Below are 19,940 nucleotides of genomic sequence, written 5' to 3' on the forward strand. Positions count from 1 at the left end.
TTTTAATTTTTTTATGATTAAATTTAATAAAAATTGTAACCGTATGATTTCAGAAAAATTAAAAAAAGGACACCTGCTTATTGCCGAGCCTTCAATAATTGGAGATTTATCATTTAACAGATCGGTAATTTTATTAGCAGACCATAACAAAGAAGGATCAATAGGTTTTATCATTAATAAACCATTAAAATATACTATTAATGATTTAATACCTGAAATTGAAGCCAACTTCAAGATATATAACGGAGGCCCTGTAGAGCAAGACAACCTTTATTTCATTCATAATATTCCAGAATTAATCCCAAACAGTGTTGAGATTTCTAATGGAATTTATTGGGGAGGTGATTTTGAGTCAACCAAAGACTTAATAAATGACGGATCTATTAGTAAAAATAATATTCGTTTTTTCTTAGGCTATACCGGCTGGGACGAAAATCAGCTCGAAAATGAGATGCAGGGAAACTCTTGGATTATTGCTGATAATAATTACAAGAATAAAATTATCGGTAAATCTACTACTCATTTTTGGAAAGAGCAGATTATTGAACTTGGAGGCGACTACCTTATTTGGTCTAATGCACCGGAAAATCCATATCTGAATTAATTTTCAGAAATGGATTCATTTAATTTCTGCACTAATAAATGAGCCAGATTAGTTTTAAACTCCTTTTTTCGATATTTGGTTATCGGCTGTATTCCCATGATTACATTTGTCAGGAATAATTCATCTGCTTTTTGAAGATCAAACGGTGAAATTATTTCCTCAGAAACTTCTATGCCTTCTACTTTCTTGGCTAATGCCAAAATTTGTTTACGCATTATTCCGTTTAAAGCACCTTCTGAAACTGGAGGCGTTATTAGTTTTTTTCCTGTTACCATAAAAATATTCCCTTGAAGTGCTTCTACCACATTTTTACTGTCATTTAGCAAAAGGCAATTAGCAAGATCATTTTCGTGGGCATAAATACTTCCTGTAATATGAATCATCTTATTAGTCGTTTTAAGAGACGATAATAATTGTTTCGTTAAATAGAAATCTTTATATAAATCTACTTCATATTCGTTTGTATTAACTGCGTAGGAAGTGTTTTCAAGTGGCGCTGCTTTGATTAAAAAAGAAATTTCATTGGTTTTAGGAAGATATAAACCTCCGTCATTTCTAAAAACAGTTATTCTTGCTCTAGCCGAAGAGGAAATACCTTGCTCTTTTACTAAATTAAGGATTTGCTCTTCGAAATATTCCATTGTAAAATTCATTGGAATCATCATTCTAACCACGCGCATAGAAGCCATTAATCTAAAATAATGATCTTCAAGAAACAAGATTTTTCCATTGATTATTTTTACTGTTTCAAAAATGCCGTCACCGTATAGAAAAGCGCGGTTTTGAGTTAATATGTTACTATCTTCCTGCGCTATATTTCCGTTAAAATTAATCATAAAAAAACCCTGAATTTTGTTCAGGGCAAATATAAGGTATAAAATAGACTTTTACTAAACAGATCCTATAAGATGTTTTAGATCTGAGATTTGATTCTCCCACAATTGTTTAGCTTCGCCGATTTCTTCTCTATCAGCAAAATCGACCACCATAAGCGATACATCTTTAGTCAATTCATCGACTAAAATATGAAGTTCAAAAAAGTATTCAGTATCCTTACTGCTCTCATCTACCCATTTAAACTTAACTTTTTCTCCTGTTTTTTTTGAAGCCAAGCGTGCTTTTTCCTGCGAATCATTCCAGATGAAAGTAAAAAATTCACCTCTTGAATTAACATTGTCAGCAAACCATTCTGATAAACCTGACGGAGTTGATATATATTGATACAATAATTGCGGCGAAGAATTGATCGGAAACTCGATTTCGTAACGTATTTTTGAATCCATGTGCTACTTTTAATTTTTTCGAAATATAAGAATATATGTCCAAAAACAATGCGTTTTTAAAAATATTTTTTTTTCTTCAAAATATTCTTGTACGCTTTAATATTATTTCTATCTTTGCACCCGCAATCAGGAATTCATGATAGCAGTCCAGGCGAGGTAGCTCAGTTGGTTAGAGCGCAGGATTCATAACCCTGAGGTCACGGGTTCAACTCCCGTCCTCGCTACAAAAAAGGTAAAACCCTTAAACAGAAATGTTTAAGGGTTTTTTATTATTTTATAAAAAAAAGAGTCTTAATTTTATGGAAGGCGAAATAAATTTAAACACTATTCTAGAGAATCTTAATCCTGTTCTTAATGCAGGAGAATATGTTTTTACAAAAGTAGATTCTATAGACCATATCGCCTTTTCAAAAATTTTGTTTCTATTTAAAGAGAAAGAAGGAATTACTGTTGTCCTAGAAAAGCGTTTTGCAGAAGAGCTTAATCTTACTTTCTCCTACATCGCTTCTTGGATTACTTTAGAAGTTCATTCTTCTTTAGCTGCTGTAGGTTTGACCGCTGCATTTTCTCAGGCACTAGGAAATGCCAATATTAGCTGCAATGTAGTTGCTGCCTATTTACACGACCATATATTTATTGATAAAAATGACGCTCTAAAAGCAATGGAAGTATTGCTAAAATTAAAACAAGAAAATAAAAATTCTTTGTAATTAAAAAATCAAAAAAATAACCATAAAAACTGCCATTAAAATAGTTATTTTGCAGAGGTAATTTTATAACATATGGACATAGTAAAATTTAAGATCACATCTAAAACAATCAAAGTAGAAGTACGCAATTCGAATAATTATGTTTTTAATTTTAATACTGCCTTAGATATTGCAAAAGAAGACAAAGATGTTTTATTAAAACTTTACAATGCATTGGATCTTCTGTTTAAGAAAGAAACTCCCGCTGAAGTAAAAAACTACATTTCGCCTAACCAGACCAATATACTGGACCAAATTTCTGCTGTCGAAGATATTGATGGTGAGAAATAAGCAATCAATAACTTGCTGCCAATACTTTTTATTAGAAATAAAAAAGAACTCGATTTACTGTAACATTTTCCAATAACAGCGTCAAAATATAAAATTAAATTACGGTTCTTTGTAACTTATTACATTCTTGATATCAAATTCGTGTTTTTTGAATGCAATAATAGTAAGACCAATGAGTTGTTATTAGTTAAACAAGTCGCGATATTTTCGTTATGGACAATAAAAAGTTTATTCTTAGTTTGAAAAAAGGGAATGAAGCCGCTTTTAAAGAGGTTTACTTCACTTACTACGATAAACTGATAAATATTGCCAAGCGTTTTAATCTGACAGTCCTTACGCCCGAGGACTTTGTTCAAGAAAGTTTTTTACGACTCTACAATAAAAGAGAATTACTTAACGAAGATGTTCTATTGGACAAGCAATTGTACACTATCTGCAAAAACATTATTCTCAATCACATTAACAGAGAAAATAAAATAGTTCAGCTTGACACTTTTCAAGCTGATATCTTGGAAGAACAAGATTCTGATTTAGGAATTTTCGAAGAAAGACAAGAAAAACTACAAAGCTTCATTAATCAGCTTCCAGAACAGCAACAAAAAATATTTACTTTACACAAACTGGAAAACCTTAGCTATAAGGAGATTGCAGCAATCACGGATCTTTCTGAAAAGACCATTGCCAATCATATTTATCTCGCCAGTAAATTTATTCGAAAAAAAATCGAAAACCATTAGGAACTTTTCTGTTCTCGTTTGTTATATATAAAAACAAGAACAAAAAATGCACATTGAAGCGTATAAAACAAATGTTAGAACTAAAAAAGATGCCAGTTTAATTGTGGTGCTTTTGCAGTTCATTATTTCCGATTGTATTATATATTTTGATTTCAAAAATCGCGAGAGAATTCTAAGAATCGAAACCAACAGAGACATTAAGGAAATGGTTTATGGTGTTTTTAATAAACAAGGATTTTATTGCCAGAAACTCTAACACCGAAAAAAATGGAAAAGGAAAATTTAGACGAAGAGTTTAAAAAGTTATGGAATGAAACTCCAGCTTCTCATTCAGAAAGCACAAAAGAAGCTTCTTGGGAAGAATTCCAAGCAAAAGCTTTTCCTAAAAAACGAAAAATTAAACTTTGGCGCTATTATGCAGCGGCATCTGTTTTACTTTTTGTTCTTATCGGAACTGGAATTTATTTTAACAATAATTCTGTAACAGAAACAGCTGTTCTGGCAGGAAATGTAATTGAGAATACTACTCAGAAAATAAAATATGTAGTCCTGCCGGATAATTCAAAAGTAGAATTAAGTCCAAATTCTAAAATTTCTTATGGAGACAATTTTGCTTTAAACAGAAAAATTGAAATTGATGGTGAAGCTTATTTTAAAGTTAAAAAAGACAAACAGCATCCTTTTCAGGTTTTTTGTAATGAGACTACAACAACGGTTTTAGGAACTTCTTTTATAGTGAAAGAATCGAATCAAAAAGAAGTAACGGTTGAATTGTATGAAGGAAGTGTCCAGATGAACGTAAACGGTCAAGAACAAAAATGGATATTAAAACCTGGCGAGAAATTTATTTACGGAAATCAAACTGCGGCAGTTACCGTCTTCAGCCGTTTTATAGATTTTGACAATGCTAAATTAAGCGCTTTAGGAACTTATGTCGAAGAAAATTATGGTTACAAAGTAAATATCCCTCAAGAATATTCTACTCAAAAAATTACCATTCGAATCAACAAAAAAGAAGATTTAAATACAATTGTACAATTAATAGCAGAAATGTATAACCTAAATTTTGAAATAAATGAAGATCTAAAACAGATTACTTTTCAATAATAAACAAAAAAGGATGTAAGCCGCGAAACTACACATCCTCCTCTTAATCAGGATAACACGAAGTTAATCCATTTAATAATATTCAAAAATACAAAATTTCATGAAGCATATAATTTCAGCATGCTTTTTTTTATTCAGCTTATGTATGTCCGCTCAAAGCGTTACGATAACTGTAGATCAAAATGTCACTTTAAAAGAATTCTTCAAGCAAATTGAAAATCAAACCGATTATAAATTTGCTTTTACAGATCAAATCGATACTGGGAAAAAATATTTTACTCAAAAAAATACTTTTAAGCAGACTACTATTGAAAAACTTATTTCAGAATTAAATAAAACTGCCTCTTTACAATTTTCTATAGCAGGCAATAATATTTTTGTGAAACAGAAAGCTCAAAGTCCTAAAACGACGACCAAAAAAAAAAGCAGGCTAAAAGGTCAGATTCTTGATGATGAAAAACAACCTGTTATTGGCGCCAACGTTTATATCACAGAATTACAGACCGGCACTGTAACGGATATCAATGGAAAATACAGCATCGAAGTTCCGAATGGAGCTTACACCGTTTCGATTAGTTATGTTGGTTTTCAGAATAAGGAAAGACAGATAAATATTAATGATGATACTACCCTAAATTTCAATATAGAATCAGACAGTCAGCAATTAGGTGAAGTAATTGTAATGAATAATAAAGCTGTTGATGTTAAAACCACTCAAATGAGTGTGAACAGACTTTCGATGCAGGAAATTAAAAAAATTCCTGTGGCAATGGGCGAACCAGACCCTTTAAAATCGATCTTAACTTTACCTGGAGTTACGAATGCCGGAGAAGCTTCTTCTGGTTTTAATGTCCGCGGTGGTGCAGCCGATCAGAATTTGATTCTTTTAGACGGTGCTCCTGTTTATGCTGATTCGCATATGTTTGGATTCTTCTCGATTTTTAATGCTGACATTGTTAATGGTTTAGATTTATATAAAGGCGGAATTCCATCAAAATTTGGAGGACGTGTTTCTTCTGTTTTAGACGTTACACAGCAAACCGGCGATTTTGAAAATTATAAAGTTAACGGAGGAATCGGAATTATTTCCAGCCGACTTTTGGTTCAAGGGCCAATACAAAAAGAGAAAAGTTCGTTCATCCTTTCCGGGCGTGCTTCGTATGCGCATTTGTTCATGAAACTGGCAGATAATAAAAACTCTGCCATGTTTTATGATTTGAATGCTAAATTCAATTACCGTTTTAATCCTAATAATACGCTTTCTTTTTCTAGTTATTTAGGAAATGATTTATTCGATATCAACGAACGTTTTTCGAGTACTTACGGAAGTACAATGGGTATTTTAAGCTGGAAACATAAATTTTCTGATCGTTTAAACAGTAATCTTTCTGGTTTTTATAGTGACTATAAATTCAACTTAGGACTTTCTACAGAAAATTTCGAATGGGAAAGCAGCATCAGCAGTTACGGACTAAAATATGCTTGGAATTACCAAACATCAGAAAAATTCAAAATCAATTACGGAATTGATGGTTTGTACTATAACTTCAATCCGGGAGTTGTACAGCCAACAAGTTCAGATTCTCAGTTCAATTACAAACAGCTGGATAAAAAATATGCATTAGAAACTTCTGCTTATATCGATTTTGAAAATCAAATTACAGAAAAACTGAATTTCCGTTACGGACTTCGTTACAGTTCATTTTATCGTTTAGGCGGCGAAGAAATCAGTACTTATGAAAATGGTCAGGCTGTAGTATTTAATCCGCTTTATAAAATTTATGAGGAAGGAACTCCAACGGGAACAATAAATTACAAAAAAGGACAAGCCATAAGCACCTTTAATAATTTTGAACCAAGAGCTGCTTTGTCTTATGCTTTTAATGATGAAACTTCTGTAAAGGCAAGTTATAATAGAATGGCGCAGTACATTCATATTTTATCAAACACACAGTCTCCCCTGCCTATGAGCATCTGGACTCCAAGCGGCCCTTTTACTAAACCTCAGCTTTTGGACCAATACGCCATGGGTTATTTCCAAAATTTTAAAGACGGTGATTATTCTTTTGAAGGAGAATTATTCTATAAAAAAGTTCAAAACCGTATCGATTATATTGATGGAGCCGATGTTTTGGCCAACAATAATATTGAACAAGTAATCCTGAACGGTAAAGCCAGATCTTACGGACTGGAATTGTTATTTAGAAAAAACGCTGGTAATTTCACAGGATGGGTTTCTTATACTTTATCTAGAGCAGAACAAAAAACCGTTGGAAGAACGCCTGAAGAACCAGGAATTGCAAATGGCGATTGGTATTTATCTGGATATGACAAACTTCATAATTTAAGTGTTGTAGGAAGTTACGAACTGAATCCGAAATGGTCTTTTAATGGAAATTTCACTTTACAGTCGGGTCAGCCGGTTACGTATGCCAATGGATATTATGAATTTGGCGGCATCAATGTTCCTAATTATTCTTTAAGAAACGAAAACAGATTACCTCTTTTCCACCACTTGGATGTTGCCGCAACTTACACTCCAAAACCAGACAAAAAGAAAGGATGGCAAAGCTATTGGGTATTCAGCCTTTATAATATTTACAACAGAAAAAATGCTGCTTCTATGAGTTTTACAACTAATGACGATACAGGAGCAAATGAAACCAGAAGACTTTCGATCTTCGGAATTGTACCTGGAATTTCTTATAATTTTAAATTTTAATGCGATGAACAGATTAAAAAAATATAGTACAATGAACAAAGCGCTGGCATTACTAACACTTTTCCTGGCTTTGTCTTTTACTTCTTGTGAAGATGTTGTAAACCTTGATTTGGAAACTGGCGAAACAAGATTGGTAATTGATGCTGAAATTATCTGGAAAAAAGGAACTGCCGGAAACGAGCAAACTATAAAAATCAGTAAAACGGCTCCTTATTACAACGATACAACACCAAAAGTTTCGGGAGCTCAAGTGCGTGTTGAAAATAGTAATGGTGACGTTTTTACTTTTACTGAATCTGAAGCGGGGGTTTATAAATGCAATAATTTTGTTCCAGTAATCGATATGGATTATAAATTATTTGTTGAAGCCGAAGGACAAAGTTTTACAGCAACTGAAAAACTAACTTCTGTAACGCCAATTACTAAAGTAGAACAAGCCATTGTTCCAGATTTTGGCGGAGAAGATGTGATCGAACTAACTTTTTATTATACTGATCCAGCAGATCAAGTGAATTTTTATTTAACCGATTATCAAAGTGAGTTTTTAATTTTTCCAGAATACGAAATCACAAACGATGAATTTTATAATGGAAATGAAATCAGTACAAGGTTTTCCGATGAAGATATGAAGTCAGGAAATACGGTAAAAATTACACACAGGGGTGTTTCTAAAAACTTTTTCAATTACATGAAATTAATTTTAGAAGCTTCAAATTCAAATCCGTTTTCTGTTCCTCCTGGAAACATTCGCGGGAATATAATCAATACCAACAATGCCAATAATTATGCAATGGGTTATTTTAGACTTTGCGAAGCTGATCAAGTTGATTATTTGGTGAAGTAAAATGGTTATCCATAAAAATACAAAAGCCTTAAACGAGAATGTTTAGGGCTTTTGTGTTTTCCAATCTTTTATATCAAACTGATACACAAAGTTCAATTTTAGTTTTTCGCCAAAATAAGCAACTTTTGGTGTTTTAATGGAGAAGCCTAAGATTAGGAAATGAGGTAAAAAAACTCCAAAAAAAAATTGAAGTTTTTTTAATTATCCACTTAAATATTATGTTCTACAAATTATACGGATTATTTGTCAAGATATGTTGATGCATAAGAAATAAATTATACTTATAAAGATTATCAGCGTGTAAAAATTCATTTTTACGAGTAATTTTAGCTAAAGGCGATTCTAAAAAGAAACTGGCAAAAGGCCTAACATTATCTGTAAAATAGTCTCTTTCCCAGTAAATATCTCTACATGAAGTTATAACAACATCTGTATCGGGATTTTCTTTTATTTTTTTTATCAGCTTGTCCATCCACGGTTTATTATCTGTTGCGGAATGAATAATTATTTTTTTACCATGTCGATTAATGACAATAGAAAAATCTTCATATTTACCTTTTGGATTAGGAAGAAAAGACGGAAATTTAATTCCATCAATATCTGTTGTAAGACCAATGGTTAGCCATTCTGCAATTTTATTGATTGCTGTGGTTTTTCCTGTCTGCGGTGCACCCGAAATAACTAAAAACTTCATATTTTATTTATTTTACTAATTTAATTTAAGCAGTCATCCCCTTAACAAAAACTTCAACAAACTCCTTCATTTTAGAAATAATTCGATCGCCAATTGCACGTGCTTGCAAAATACTTGGCCTATTATCCAAACATTGAAAAACTTCATCTTTTATGGGTTCTCTTCCACTGTAAACATAAGCATCAATTAAAGCTTTGAATTGTAATTTATCTAAATGCTCTTCCTCACATAATTTTGCTAAAGCTAAAACTTTTTGATCCTGCCAGAATTTTTCAAACTCGTCTTCGATAGAATCGTCGTCTTTGATATGAGGCATATTCTCATCTATAAATTTTTCGAAGGAAATCTTTTTAAAAATATTGAAGATATAATTCTATTTTTTGATGTCAATCTCGCTTCTGCGAGTAAATTTAATGAAAATCGCTGGCATCGTGAAGATTCTGCTTTCCCTAAATCAGCATTAAGAGAAGGCCTTATGAATGCATTTATTCACAGGGATTATTCCGATGTTTCAGGAACCGTTACCATATCATTCTATCCTAACAGACTTGAAATTTGATAATTTCTATTCTTATTTTTTTTGACTATTTTAAGAATGGAATAACACCAAACTAAAAGTAATTCTGCTTATAGAAACTCAATTACAGTAATTCTACTTAAACCCAAATGCATATTCTTTTGGAATTTCGACTGGACAATGTAAATCTTTTGCTACGTTAAGAGCAAAGTAAGAATTCCTAAGCAATTCTCTTCCAACGAATATAAAATCTGCATCGCCGCTTCTTAATATGGTCTCAGCTTGTTTTGAGGAATTATCATTACTGGTTCACATAATTTTACAAAAGGCGCAAGCCAAGAAAATGATGAAAATTTTATTGTAGTAAAAGGAAATAAAAAACTTGCCAAACAATATGCGGTTGCCTGCATGTCAATTTATGCGCATTACCGCTTTCGTGGCTAATTAGCGTCTAAAATAGATGAAGGCATTTCCCCATGGAGCCATTTTGAAAGTAATGCCTCCTGGCAGATTAGTCATCTTTCATCAGCGAGAAACCTAAAGCATCTTGATTTCTGGTGCAATTGAAAACTTTCATCCCGCTCTTGAGAAAAAAAAGGAGGGAATTTAACTAAAAATTTCAAAACTTATTATTTTATTGTTGGAATATTTTGCAATCAATTTTGCTAAATTGCAATATTAGAATCTGGCGGCTAAAGCGTATCATTTCTAAAAATTCAGGTATTTATACTTGGGCAATAAGAAATTTAATTTTAGAATTTTACTAAAAAGCACAAAATAATCAATCACTGTAAAAAAAAATAAAATTTGATAGAAGATTTACTTAAAAAAATATCCTTAAAACAGTTAGGTGAACACCTTTCGAATTATGCTAATCTTTACGTAAACCAGTAAATGCTTGGAGAAAAGCTGTGGATACAAGTAACGAAAGTTATGATTTCATTATTCTACATTTGGTATATTTTACCCTGCTAATACTATTGTATGAACAAAATACTTACACCTCTGTACAAATAGCATTAATTGAAGTTATCCTGACTGTGTTTCCATTTTTAATTTTCATCGGTCCGTACAGAATTGCATCTTTGCTCCTTAATTTCCGTTTTCAATGGCTTAGCTTATTTAAGATTTTATTAATTTTAAAATTTCAATTTGTCCCTATATTTCTTTTACTTCTAAAATTTGCAAGATACAGTGATTCCGAGTTTATTTATTTACTTTTTGACAACTCTATTCTTTTTGTTTGGATTTCATTTATGATTGTTTTTCCTTTAATATTAAATGTAAATTTCTGGAAGAAAGTAATTTTAATTGTTTTAAACTACATTTCATTCTTCCTATTTATGTTTGGTATCGTTTGGTTTTTTTCTGAATCTGATTTTGATGGTAAATTCGCGCTGGACCTTGCTCAACTTACGCCATCCCGTGAATATACTTACAACAATTCAAAACTGTCTCAATCCAGAATATATGCGGACGAAAAATATTTTATGCTGATAGGAATAGAAAAAAAACAAGGTTTAATTAATTATTTTAATGCACAGTTTGTTGATGTCAGACTTCATAATCTCTGCATTAAGAAAAAAGTTAATGATAATCTGCGCAACAGTATTATATTGGACTCGCTATTATGTCTGCAAGATAAATCCAAAGTCAGCAAAAAAGATTCTCTAAAAAGTAAATTGTACAAAGAAGAAATAAATATTAAGCTTCTAGATTCATTCAAAAATTTAAATTTGACTGACTATAAAAAGGACGTAAAAGTATGCGATTCGCTGGCGACACATTCAAAATTTAAATCAAATCAAGAATATTATAAAAAATTCAAACTGCATTTAATACAGTATGGAGAATCTTACACTGACAATAATAAGATTAATAAAATATATCTAGAGGCAAAAAGTAAAATGATACTCAATGTGAAAGATGACTTATATGTTACAGTACTTACAATAGATACGACAAAATATGACAAGACAAACATAGAATATTACGATATAAAGAAAAAAATGGATAAACGAGATAGGAATGCAAATTTGGTTGCGGCTTTTCTTTTTGATCCCTTCGATAAAATACTTGATTTCTATGGATATTATGATTAGTGCTAAACTTGCTACTTTTATTGCGAGGAGAAGAGAAGACGATTTAGTGTAACTCTTCTCAGTTTAAAATTCCAGTCCAAAAATAAAATTTCAAATACTCATATTATATTTTTGAATATTTTTTTTAATTATCCTTCTAAACAAGAGAAAATGCTTAATAAACTAGCAACAATACGTAACTTATAAAATATTTTTAATTCTATATTTTTCAAAAATACATATTTTAGTACAGTCAAACAGTTCAAAATTACAAACCAGTTCTTTCATTTATTAATTATATTAGCGAACTACAATGATTACTATTTAGCCTTTATGGAAATTTCAAATAGAAATAAAAAAGAAATATTAGATATTCTTATAAAAAGTCAAACCGATTTTTTGGGTGATCAACATAATACTTGGACAAATAATAATTTTGACTTCCTAAAAAGTATTTGGGATATTTCAACAATGCCATCTGAAGATTCCAGATACCCAAATGCTGCTGGGGATATTTATCAGCATATGATCAATAATAACGATTGGGATTTAGAGTATTTATTTGAGATTAGACTGAAAATATATGAAGACAATGATGTGTTTATAAAGTTTATTGAGGCTGTTGTATCTCCAGTTTACAGAAAAGATGAGGATGATATTCTATTGTATGTTATACAGGTTAACAGTATTCTTAGCAGAGACAAATTACAATTGGCCCTTTTTGACTATAATGAAACAGGAAAACCAGTTTACAGAGTTTACCCTCAAGAAGAGGTTGAAGACATTCCACTTGACATAAAAAGAAATGATATTGTATTCCTTGTTGCTAACGGCAGATTTGGGGAAAAGAGGCTATTTGATAATTCCAAAAATGAATACCTCATTTTGAAATATTTTAATTGGGACGATTTTTATAATAAAACATCATTTACTCTATATTACAGAAAAAATGATGTTGAAACAAAAATTGGCAACGTTAAAATAATGTGTAATGAAGAACAAGAAACAATAAAAGTTATTCCTTCAAATTTTTTAATGCTATCATCAAACTACTGTTCTTTAGGACAGGATATGGAATTTTATACTAATTTAAAGTCTTTTTTTCCGTATAGTTTTGAAGATATACTTTATGCAATTGGAGATTGTGCTTTTTTTTCTGAAAAACTCGAAAAATTTGACCATCTCCATGGTTTTAAAAAATCTTTAATTAGAGAAGATGATGCCGAAAGAACATTAAGACTAGCTAAATATGTCATTAATAATTATGATTTAAAAAATCTATTTTCATTTGATTATAAGTTTACACCAAAATATTCAAAAGAGTCAATTAATGTTAAATTTGATTTTAGTGATAGCGATATTCTTTCTAATAGGATTTATGCTATAATAGGTAAAAACGGCACAGGGAAGACACAACTTTTAACTTCTTTACCTCTTAATATTTCAAAAAGTGAAGAGGAATATTTTTATCCAAGAGTTCCTATATTCAGCAAAATGATTTCTGTTTCATATAGCATTTTTGATCGATTTAAAATCCCAGAAAAAACGTCTAAATTTAATTATTTGTATTGTGGCTTGAAAAATGAGAAAGGTGAATTTATTACTGAAAGAGGTTTAGTTTTAAGGTTTCATAATACGTGGAAGAAGATAGAGGAAAGCGAAAGAATTGACAAATGGAGAACAATTTTATCTAATTTCATTGAACCAGAAATTTTGAATGAATTTTTAATCAAACGTGAATCCATCACATCATTTTATAATACTTTTAAGGTTGACATAGAAGGTTTTAATCGAATTAAAGATAGATTAAGCTCTGGTCAAAATATTTTATTGTATATCATAACAGAAATAACAGCACATATTAGATTGGATTCTTTAATCCTTTACGATGAACCCGAAACTCATTTACATCCAAACGCTATTTCTCAACTAATTAATACTATTTATGAGCTAGTAAATGAATTTCAATCGTATTGTATAATTGGAACTCACTCACCATTAATAATTCAAGAATTATTATCTAAAAATGTTTATATAATTGAGCGCAATGGAAACATTCCAGATATTAGAAGAATTGGGATAGAGTCGTTTGGAGAAAATTTAACAACTTTAACGGATGATGTTTTTGGTAACCGAGAAATTCCAAAACAGTATAAAAAAATAATTGATGAAAAAGCTTTCATAGGAATGTCGTTTGAAGAAATTATTTCTTTACTTCAATTTGATGAAATGCCTCTAAGTTTGAATACAAGATTGTATATTAAAAGCAAGACACAACAATAAATGAGAAATTTAGATACCACAACGAGAAACTCATTTGATTTCCATAAACTTATTGTAGAAAACAAAAAAACAACTAGAATCGATCCCGATTACAAAACTCGTTTACTTGCTTTAGAAGATGAAGTTGAAGTTTTATACAGTACTTATCAAATAAATTTTGATAGAAATATTCTTGAAACTAGTATTCCAAATACATATCCTCATAATAATAAAAGCGATTTACTAAAATTATATAACTATAAAAGTAAATTGATTCAAAATCTCAGAACTGAAATCACCACAACAAATACAGGGCGTATAATGAATACGTGTCAAAATTGCACTTTAAGTGAGATCAATTCATTTGATCATATTTTACCTAAAGAAGAGTTTTGCGAATTTGTTGTAAACCCTCTTAATCTTTTTCCTAGCTGTACAATCTGCAATAGCTATAAAAGTCAATTTTGGAGAGAAAATGGTAGACGATTATATTTAAATCTTTATTTAGATAGACTTCCAGATTCGCAATATTTGTTTGTAGATATTGAATACAATAATGATACATTTGGACTAAGATTTTATTTGGAAAATAGATTTGGGATTGATGAAAATCTATTTAATCTTATTGAAAGTCATTACAATAGACTTCATTTACTAGAAAGATTTTCTAGAAATAGTGATAAAGTAATAACTCCACTTCAAAATAAAATCAAGCCTTACATAGATCATCTCTCAATGGAAGAAATAATAGCAATGACAACACAAACAGCAAATCTAAATCGGAATGTATTTGGAATGAATTATTGGGAATCAATTCTTGAGTTAGCTTTAATTAGCAATGAGAATTTTATTCGATCACTTATGACTTAATTAATACTATATATATATGCAAACAAAAACTGGAGAAAAAGTTAAGCTACATTTTTGTAATTAGTTAGTTTATTAAATTCTTCAATGGTTTTATAGTTCAAAGCCGAATGCCTACTTTTTTTATTGTACCAAATTTCGATGTATTCAAAAATTTCAAGTTCCATCACTTCTCTAGAAATTAGTTTACTTCGATAAACCAATTCCGTTTTTAAAGATTTGAAAAAACTTTTAGCAACTGCATTATCCCTGCAGTCTCCTTTGCGGCTCATACTTCTTGCGATATTTTTATAAGAGTCAAAAAGATACCCAAATTTTTAATTGGTATATTGAATTCCCCAGTCAGAATGAAATATTAATTCATCTGCAATTTTTATTCTTGACTATCATTTTCCAAGCCTTCATTGTAGTGAATATACAAACAGTTACTGGAAAATCAGAAAAGAATATTATAATAAATTGAAATCTAGTTTTTATTCGTTTACCAAAACATTTTGCATTCACAAAGAATCAGATGAATCATAAAATAAAAATTTTGAAATAGATTGAAATCATCACAACTCTAATTATTCAAAAACTCCTATAATAATGCTTTAAAAATACCTTCAAAATACATCAATTGGCAAAGAAATATCAATTTTAAATTTTGAAAGTTCTGGAAATTCCATATATTTCTTGTATATTAATGCTGTTTTTAACCTATCCTTATACAAAGAAATTCGTTCAATTGAGGTACACTTTTTTTTTCAGTGCCTAGTTTTAAACACAATAAAAGGACTAATATTTACTCGGATTCTAACTAATTTAAAGCGGAACCTCTTCATCCGCCAAAAGAACCTCAACAGCGATGCTTATTATTACTAAGTATCTCTCTTTAAAATCATTAAACCCTAGAGTAAAAAACAATCATATCGAAGCATTATTTTTTAATATCTAACCCAACTCTAAAAACCTCATCCAACAACTCCATTTCATCATTCGGAAGTAACTGCAGCGCTAGTTCAACCAAAATCATAGCATCAGAGAAAGGCTTTGTAGAATTTTCGCTTTGGAGCATTGTTATACTTGCTTTTAATAAAGCGGTAACCATTATATTTAATTCACTGTAACAAGACACATTCAGCGTTGCGGAAAAAGAATCATTATTAGGTTTGAGTTTAATAAAATAGTTTCCTTTATTCATTACTTCTAATAATTCTGTTACGGCTTTTTGTTGTGTTTCCATGAGTTCAATTTTAATCATTTTTATTAGTTATCATATACGATAACCTATAATTGCAAATATATAACAAATTTTGAATTATCATAAAAGATAATTCGAAATGAGCGAAACCATACAACAGAAAGTAGGAAAGAGAATTGTAGAAATTAGAACACAAAAAAATATTTCCCAACAAGAATTGGCATCCAAATGCAATTTTGAAAAAAGTAATATGTCTAGATTGGAGAAAGGAAATGCAAATGCGACGCTTTCTACTCTCGAGAAAGTATGCGATGCATTACAAATAGAATACATTGAATTGTTTAAATTTTAGGAATGATATTTAAAACATCTTTCAAAAAACCAAAAAACCTCCAAAATCAAAACTGACTTCGAAGGTTTTTCACTTTATCTAAAACTCTTATTTATATTCGGCTTCTTTCTGAGTGTACCAATCTTTCATTACATAAAAAGCTTTCTTTTTAATTCCTTGATCGGAGATTAAACCTTTACGGTTGAAGAAATCCTGAATGTTTGGCAATTGTCTTCTTGGTGATCTGAAATCGACTAAAATCCAGGGAGAAACTCCTGCTAAACCTTCGATACGATTGAACATCTGTGTGTTTTGAATATATAATTCTTCTTGATATTCTTCGTTCCAGCGTTCCTTTTTATCGCCGTGACGACCTTGCAAAGCTTCGCCTCCAAATTCGCTGATGATAACCGGCTTGTTATACGGAATTACCCATTGCATGTCTTTGCACGATTCGTTGGTTCCTCTGTACCAGCCTAAATATTGGTTGAAACTCACAATGTCTACATATTCGTTCATATTATCGTGAAGTGTATTAACATTGTTCGGACTTTTGGTTACTTCCATCGCCATACTGATTAAACGAGAATTATCTTGTGTACGAGCATATTTGGCCAACTTACTTAAGAAAATATCTCTGTCATCTCCATGCGGCGTTTCATTTGCAATTGACCAGATTACAATGCCGCAGCGATTTTTATCTCTGTAAATCATATCGTGCAATTGACGTTCTGCATTCGCGTAAGTGTCTGGATTCGTCCATGAAATGGTCCAATAAACTGGAACTTCAGACCAGATCATCAATCCCATTTTTTCAGCCTCTTTTACCATTTTTTCGTTATGCGGATAGTGCGCCAGACGAACATAGTTACAGCCTAATTCTTTTGCCCAAGTCAATAAAGTAACAGCATCTTCTTCTGACCAAGCTCTTCCAGATCTGAAAGGCGCTTCTTCGTGAATACTAATACCGCGTAAAAAGACCTTTTTTCCGTTTAACAGAATCTCTTTTCCTTTGGTTTCTATAGTTCTAAAACCAATTTGATCTGCGATATTTTCATCGGCTTTGCTAATCTTTACTTCATATAATTTTGGTTTTTCTGGCGTCCATAAAATAGGATTGGCTTTAATTTCAAAATACGCCATTCCTTTGGCATCAGTAGTAACGTTCTTTTTGATTTTTAATTCAGGAATCGAAACCGAAACAGATTGGTTCGCTGTTTCACTATTCAACTTTATCCAGCCGGAAATTTTTCCTTTTTCTTTTTTGTCCAATTGTACCAAATAATCTTCTATATAAGTATTCGGGACTTGCGCTAAAGTCACGTCTCTTGTAATACCGCCGTAATTCCACCAATCCATATTTACGGTCGGGACATTATCTTTATGGCGTTTGTTGTCGACTTTTACTACCACAAAATTATTGCCGTCCACCAATAAATCGGTTACATCAAAATTGAATGGTGTATAACCGCCAACGTGAGTTCCTGCCAGTTTTCCGTTTACATAAACCTTAGCGTCGTAATTGACTGCTCCAAAATGAAGAATACCTTTGCTTTGAGAATTCTTTTGGTAATTGAAGTCTTTCTGAAACCAAACTGTTCCTTCGTAAAAAAACAATCTTTCGTCTTTACTATTCCAGTCAGACGGGATATCCATCGTGGCAGAAGTCGCAAAATTATATTCGGTTAAATCTGTGGTATTCCATTTCTTATTTTCGAAGAATCCGTTGTTTTTAAACGGCATTAAACGGTAATCGTAATATCCGTTTTCGAGCGGGTCTACGATATAACTCCATTTTCCGTTTAAGGTAATATTGTTCCTCGATGAAATGTTGGAAACTAACGGAATTTCCTGCGCCATTGCTTTCCCCATCAGCAGAAAAGTACAGCACAGCATTACAATTTTTTTCATAGTTTTTATTTTTAATTATATAGGTCTAATTAATTTAAACACATCACTAGATTAAATCTGTTCTTCGCGAAGAAAACCACAATCTTGTCATTTCTATCCCGAGGCTTCGGGAGAGAAATCTTCATTGCTGCATCGACAAAGAGTAGAAATCCTTTTGAGGAGCTACTTGCGAAGATTTCTCTCCCGAAGCCTCGGGATAGAAATGACAATATTGCGAATAATATTTTGCGATTGTATTGATTACGATTTCGCTAAAAAATTATCTTTTATCAAAATAACGAGTCAGCTCATAAGCATTATCATTAATCACTTTCATTTCTTTTAACAAAGGCTGATACGGTTCGAATTTGCTGTTGACAATTCCTTTGTTGGAATCTCGGTTGGAATAATCGGTAGTTAAATCTTCTGGATCGTTATCCATATATTTGAACCAATGCCAGCCGACAGAATTTTTATTTTTAAGTAATTCCAAAGTGAAATTCTGATAAAAAAGTCCTCTTTCTTTCTGTGTTCGAACCAGCCAGCCCGCGCCGGTATTATTGGGCAGCCCAGAATCTTCTCCTTTGGTGTACCATTCTGTAATTAAAAAAGGCTTTCCAGACCATTCTCCCCAATTGTTCATTAATTCCTGACTTGGCTCCCATTTTCTATAATGATTTATTGAAATGATATCCATGTATTTTCCAGCCACTTTAAAAATCTCAGGATTTGTCAATTCCTGTTCCTTATCCTGATTGAAACGACATCCCAAATAAAGATGGTTCGGATCTGCTTTTCGGAGTGCTTCTGTGACTTTCTTCATATAAGTTTCAAAATAAAAAGCGGTAAACGCCATTCTATCTTCCTGATTTACATCTGAAATGGAAGCATTAAAACCTTTTCTTTTGTCCAGCCAATCTTTTGCTGCAATATATCCTTGTTCATCTTTGGCCAATAAAGTTAAATGTTTATCTAATGCGTCGTTATACCAAGGCAGTTCATTATCAGTAAAATAACCCATCAAATACTTATCATTTTTATATTGAGAAACGTCTTTTACGGATTTTTCTACGTAGGCATCAAATTCTTTATCGAAAACCATTACGAGATCAAAACGGTAATTTTGCCAGCTGGCTTCTTTGTATTTTCCGCCGTATTTTTTAATATGATCGGAATGATACATACCCATTGGCGAAATAATTATGGTATAAACCAACGGATTTTCAGCTTTTCGAACCAAATCTATATTCGACCACGCGCCTACTCCATTAAAACCATTATCACGGAGTAATTTTGTTTCTTGCTTTAACCAATTTTCTGGACTTCCGTATTTTTTATCGAATGCTTTCTGCTGATTTACAGAGCGTCCTGCGTTAAAAACTGCAACACCTTTGTAAATAAACGGATAGCCTTCTGGATCAATAATCCACCATCTGTTGTTTACCTTTTCTGTTCTAAAAAATCCCGTCGCTTCTCTCTGCCAGACTTTAGATCCGCCGTAAATAGAAATCGGTTCTTGCTTTTTAATTTTAAATCCAGGCAGCTTGTCAATTGTTTTGGCATCATACGCAACCCATTTTGGATCTAATGCATTTTGTCTGGCTTCTACTTTTTGGTACGTAATGTTATTCTGTGCATTTGCAGTAATGAGGCTTATAAAACAGAACAATACATAAATGGAATGCTTCATTAAATTTGTTTTTTAATATGTTAACACATAGAAACATAGATTCTCTTTGAATTGACAAAGGCGCTCACATAAACATAGATTTTCTATG

21 protein-coding genes and 1 tRNA gene are annotated in these 19,940 nt (G+C 31.5%); 14 read left to right on the forward strand and 8 right to left on the reverse strand.

What is annotated here, in order from left to right; genetic code table 11:
- Positions 1-43: 43 nt before the first annotated feature.
- Positions 44-604 (forward strand): YqgE/AlgH family protein, encoded by a 561-nt coding sequence (locus QMG60_RS00700; protein WP_057117838.1) that lies wholly within the window; start codon positions 44-46, stop codon positions 602-604.
- Here the strand turns inward: QMG60_RS00700 and QMG60_RS00705 are convergent.
- Positions 601-1,440, reverse strand: coding sequence for an aminotransferase class IV (locus QMG60_RS00705; protein ID WP_281866571.1), 840 nt, complete (start codon positions 1,438-1,440; stop codon positions 601-603). The two genes, QMG60_RS00700 and QMG60_RS00705, sit on opposite strands and share 4 nt — an antisense overlap.
- Before the next feature lie 54 nt (positions 1,441-1,494).
- Positions 1,495-1,887 (reverse strand): START-like domain-containing protein, encoded by a 393-nt coding sequence (locus QMG60_RS00710; protein WP_281866572.1) that lies wholly within the window; start codon positions 1,885-1,887, stop codon positions 1,495-1,497.
- Positions 1,888-2,037: 150 nt separating this feature from the next.
- Between QMG60_RS00710 and QMG60_RS00715 the strand changes: the two genes are divergently transcribed.
- The 8 genes from QMG60_RS00715 (at position 2,038) to QMG60_RS00750 (ending at position 8,337) form a co-directional block, all read left to right on the forward strand.
- Positions 2,038-2,111: transfer RNA gene (locus tag QMG60_RS00715), tRNA-Met, on the forward strand.
- Positions 2,112-2,186: 75 nt separating this feature from the next.
- Positions 2,187-2,597, forward strand: coding sequence for an ACT domain-containing protein (locus tag QMG60_RS00720; protein ID WP_281866573.1), 411 nt, complete (start codon positions 2,187-2,189; stop codon positions 2,595-2,597).
- Between the two features lie 72 nt (positions 2,598-2,669).
- On the forward strand, positions 2,670-2,927 hold the full coding sequence (locus QMG60_RS00725; protein ID WP_057117730.1) for a hypothetical protein: 258 nt from the start codon (positions 2,670-2,672) through the stop codon (positions 2,925-2,927).
- A 212-nt stretch (positions 2,928-3,139) separates the two neighbouring features.
- A complete protein-coding gene (locus QMG60_RS00730; RefSeq protein WP_281866574.1) occupies positions 3,140-3,664 on the forward strand; it encodes a sigma-70 family RNA polymerase sigma factor in 525 nt (174 codons plus the stop codon).
- A 46-nt stretch (positions 3,665-3,710) separates the two neighbouring features.
- Complete coding sequence (locus tag QMG60_RS00735) at positions 3,711-3,920, forward strand: hypothetical protein (RefSeq protein WP_057117728.1); 210 nt, start codon at positions 3,711-3,713, stop codon at positions 3,918-3,920.
- 11 nt (positions 3,921-3,931) lie between these two features.
- Positions 3,932-4,771: a FecR family protein gene (locus tag QMG60_RS00740; RefSeq protein ID WP_281866575.1), complete on the forward strand. Its 840-nt coding sequence runs from the start codon at positions 3,932-3,934 to the stop codon at positions 4,769-4,771.
- 145 nt (positions 4,772-4,916) lie between these two features.
- Entirely contained in the window at positions 4,917-7,493 is a 2,577-nt protein-coding gene (locus QMG60_RS00745; RefSeq protein WP_281866576.1) for a carboxypeptidase-like regulatory domain-containing protein, read from the forward strand.
- Positions 7,494-7,497: 4 nt separating this feature from the next.
- Entirely contained in the window at positions 7,498-8,337 is an 840-nt protein-coding gene (locus QMG60_RS00750) for a DUF4249 domain-containing protein (protein ID WP_281866577.1), read from the forward strand.
- Between the two features lie 223 nt (positions 8,338-8,560).
- Here the strand turns inward: QMG60_RS00750 and QMG60_RS00755 are convergent, their stop codons facing one another.
- Positions 8,561-9,031, reverse strand: coding sequence for a hypothetical protein (locus tag QMG60_RS00755; RefSeq protein WP_281866578.1), 471 nt, complete (start codon positions 9,029-9,031; stop codon positions 8,561-8,563).
- Positions 9,032-9,056: 25 nt separating this feature from the next.
- Complete coding sequence (locus tag QMG60_RS00760) at positions 9,057-9,347, reverse strand: hypothetical protein (protein ID WP_281866579.1); 291 nt, start codon at positions 9,345-9,347, stop codon at positions 9,057-9,059.
- Between QMG60_RS00760 and QMG60_RS00765 the strand changes: the two genes are divergently transcribed.
- From QMG60_RS00765 to QMG60_RS00780, 4 genes are all read left to right on the forward strand, one after another.
- A complete protein-coding gene (locus QMG60_RS00765; RefSeq protein WP_281866580.1) occupies positions 9,339-9,590 on the forward strand; it encodes a hypothetical protein in 252 nt (83 codons plus the stop codon). The genes QMG60_RS00760 and QMG60_RS00765 overlap by 9 nt on opposite strands.
- Positions 9,591-10,891: 1,301 nt before the next feature.
- The gene (locus QMG60_RS00770) at positions 10,892-11,650 is read left to right on the forward strand and encodes a hypothetical protein (RefSeq protein WP_281866581.1); all 759 of its coding nucleotides are present in this window, start codon (positions 10,892-10,894) and stop codon (positions 11,648-11,650) included.
- A 312-nt stretch (positions 11,651-11,962) separates the two neighbouring features.
- Positions 11,963-13,912, forward strand: coding sequence for an AAA family ATPase (locus QMG60_RS00775; protein WP_281866582.1), 1,950 nt, complete (start codon positions 11,963-11,965; stop codon positions 13,910-13,912).
- A complete protein-coding gene (locus tag QMG60_RS00780) occupies positions 13,913-14,761 on the forward strand; it encodes a hypothetical protein (RefSeq protein ID WP_281866583.1) in 849 nt (282 codons plus the stop codon).
- 41 nt (positions 14,762-14,802) lie between these two features.
- On the opposite strand, the gene QMG60_RS00785 is transcribed toward QMG60_RS00780, so the two are convergent.
- Both QMG60_RS00785 and QMG60_RS00790 read right to left on the reverse strand, forming a co-directional pair.
- Positions 14,803-15,030 (reverse strand): IS3 family transposase, encoded by a 228-nt coding sequence (locus tag QMG60_RS00785; protein ID WP_281866584.1) that lies wholly within the window; start codon positions 15,028-15,030, stop codon positions 14,803-14,805.
- A 647-nt stretch (positions 15,031-15,677) separates the two neighbouring features.
- Complete coding sequence (locus tag QMG60_RS00790; protein ID WP_281866585.1) at positions 15,678-15,983, reverse strand: hypothetical protein; 306 nt, start codon at positions 15,981-15,983, stop codon at positions 15,678-15,680.
- Between the two features lie 97 nt (positions 15,984-16,080).
- On the opposite strand from QMG60_RS00790, the gene QMG60_RS00795 reads away from it, so the two are divergent.
- Complete coding sequence (locus QMG60_RS00795; protein WP_113676352.1) at positions 16,081-16,293, forward strand: helix-turn-helix transcriptional regulator; 213 nt, start codon at positions 16,081-16,083, stop codon at positions 16,291-16,293.
- A gap of 87 nt (positions 16,294-16,380) precedes the next feature.
- Here QMG60_RS00795 and QMG60_RS00800 read toward each other — a convergent pair whose 3' ends face one another.
- On the reverse strand, positions 16,381-18,183 hold the full coding sequence (locus tag QMG60_RS00800; RefSeq protein ID WP_281866586.1) for a glycoside hydrolase family 2 TIM barrel-domain containing protein: 1,803 nt from the start codon (positions 18,181-18,183) through the stop codon (positions 16,381-16,383).
- 259 nt (positions 18,184-18,442) lie between these two features.
- Positions 18,443-19,852: a hypothetical protein gene (locus QMG60_RS00805; protein WP_281866587.1), complete on the reverse strand. Its 1,410-nt coding sequence runs from the start codon at positions 19,850-19,852 to the stop codon at positions 18,443-18,445.
- Positions 19,853-19,940: the final 88 nt, after the last annotated feature.

It is taken from the genome of Flavobacterium sp. GSB-24 (genome assembly GCF_027924665.1).
Lineage (GTDB): Bacteria > Bacteroidota > Bacteroidia > Flavobacteriales > Flavobacteriaceae > Flavobacterium.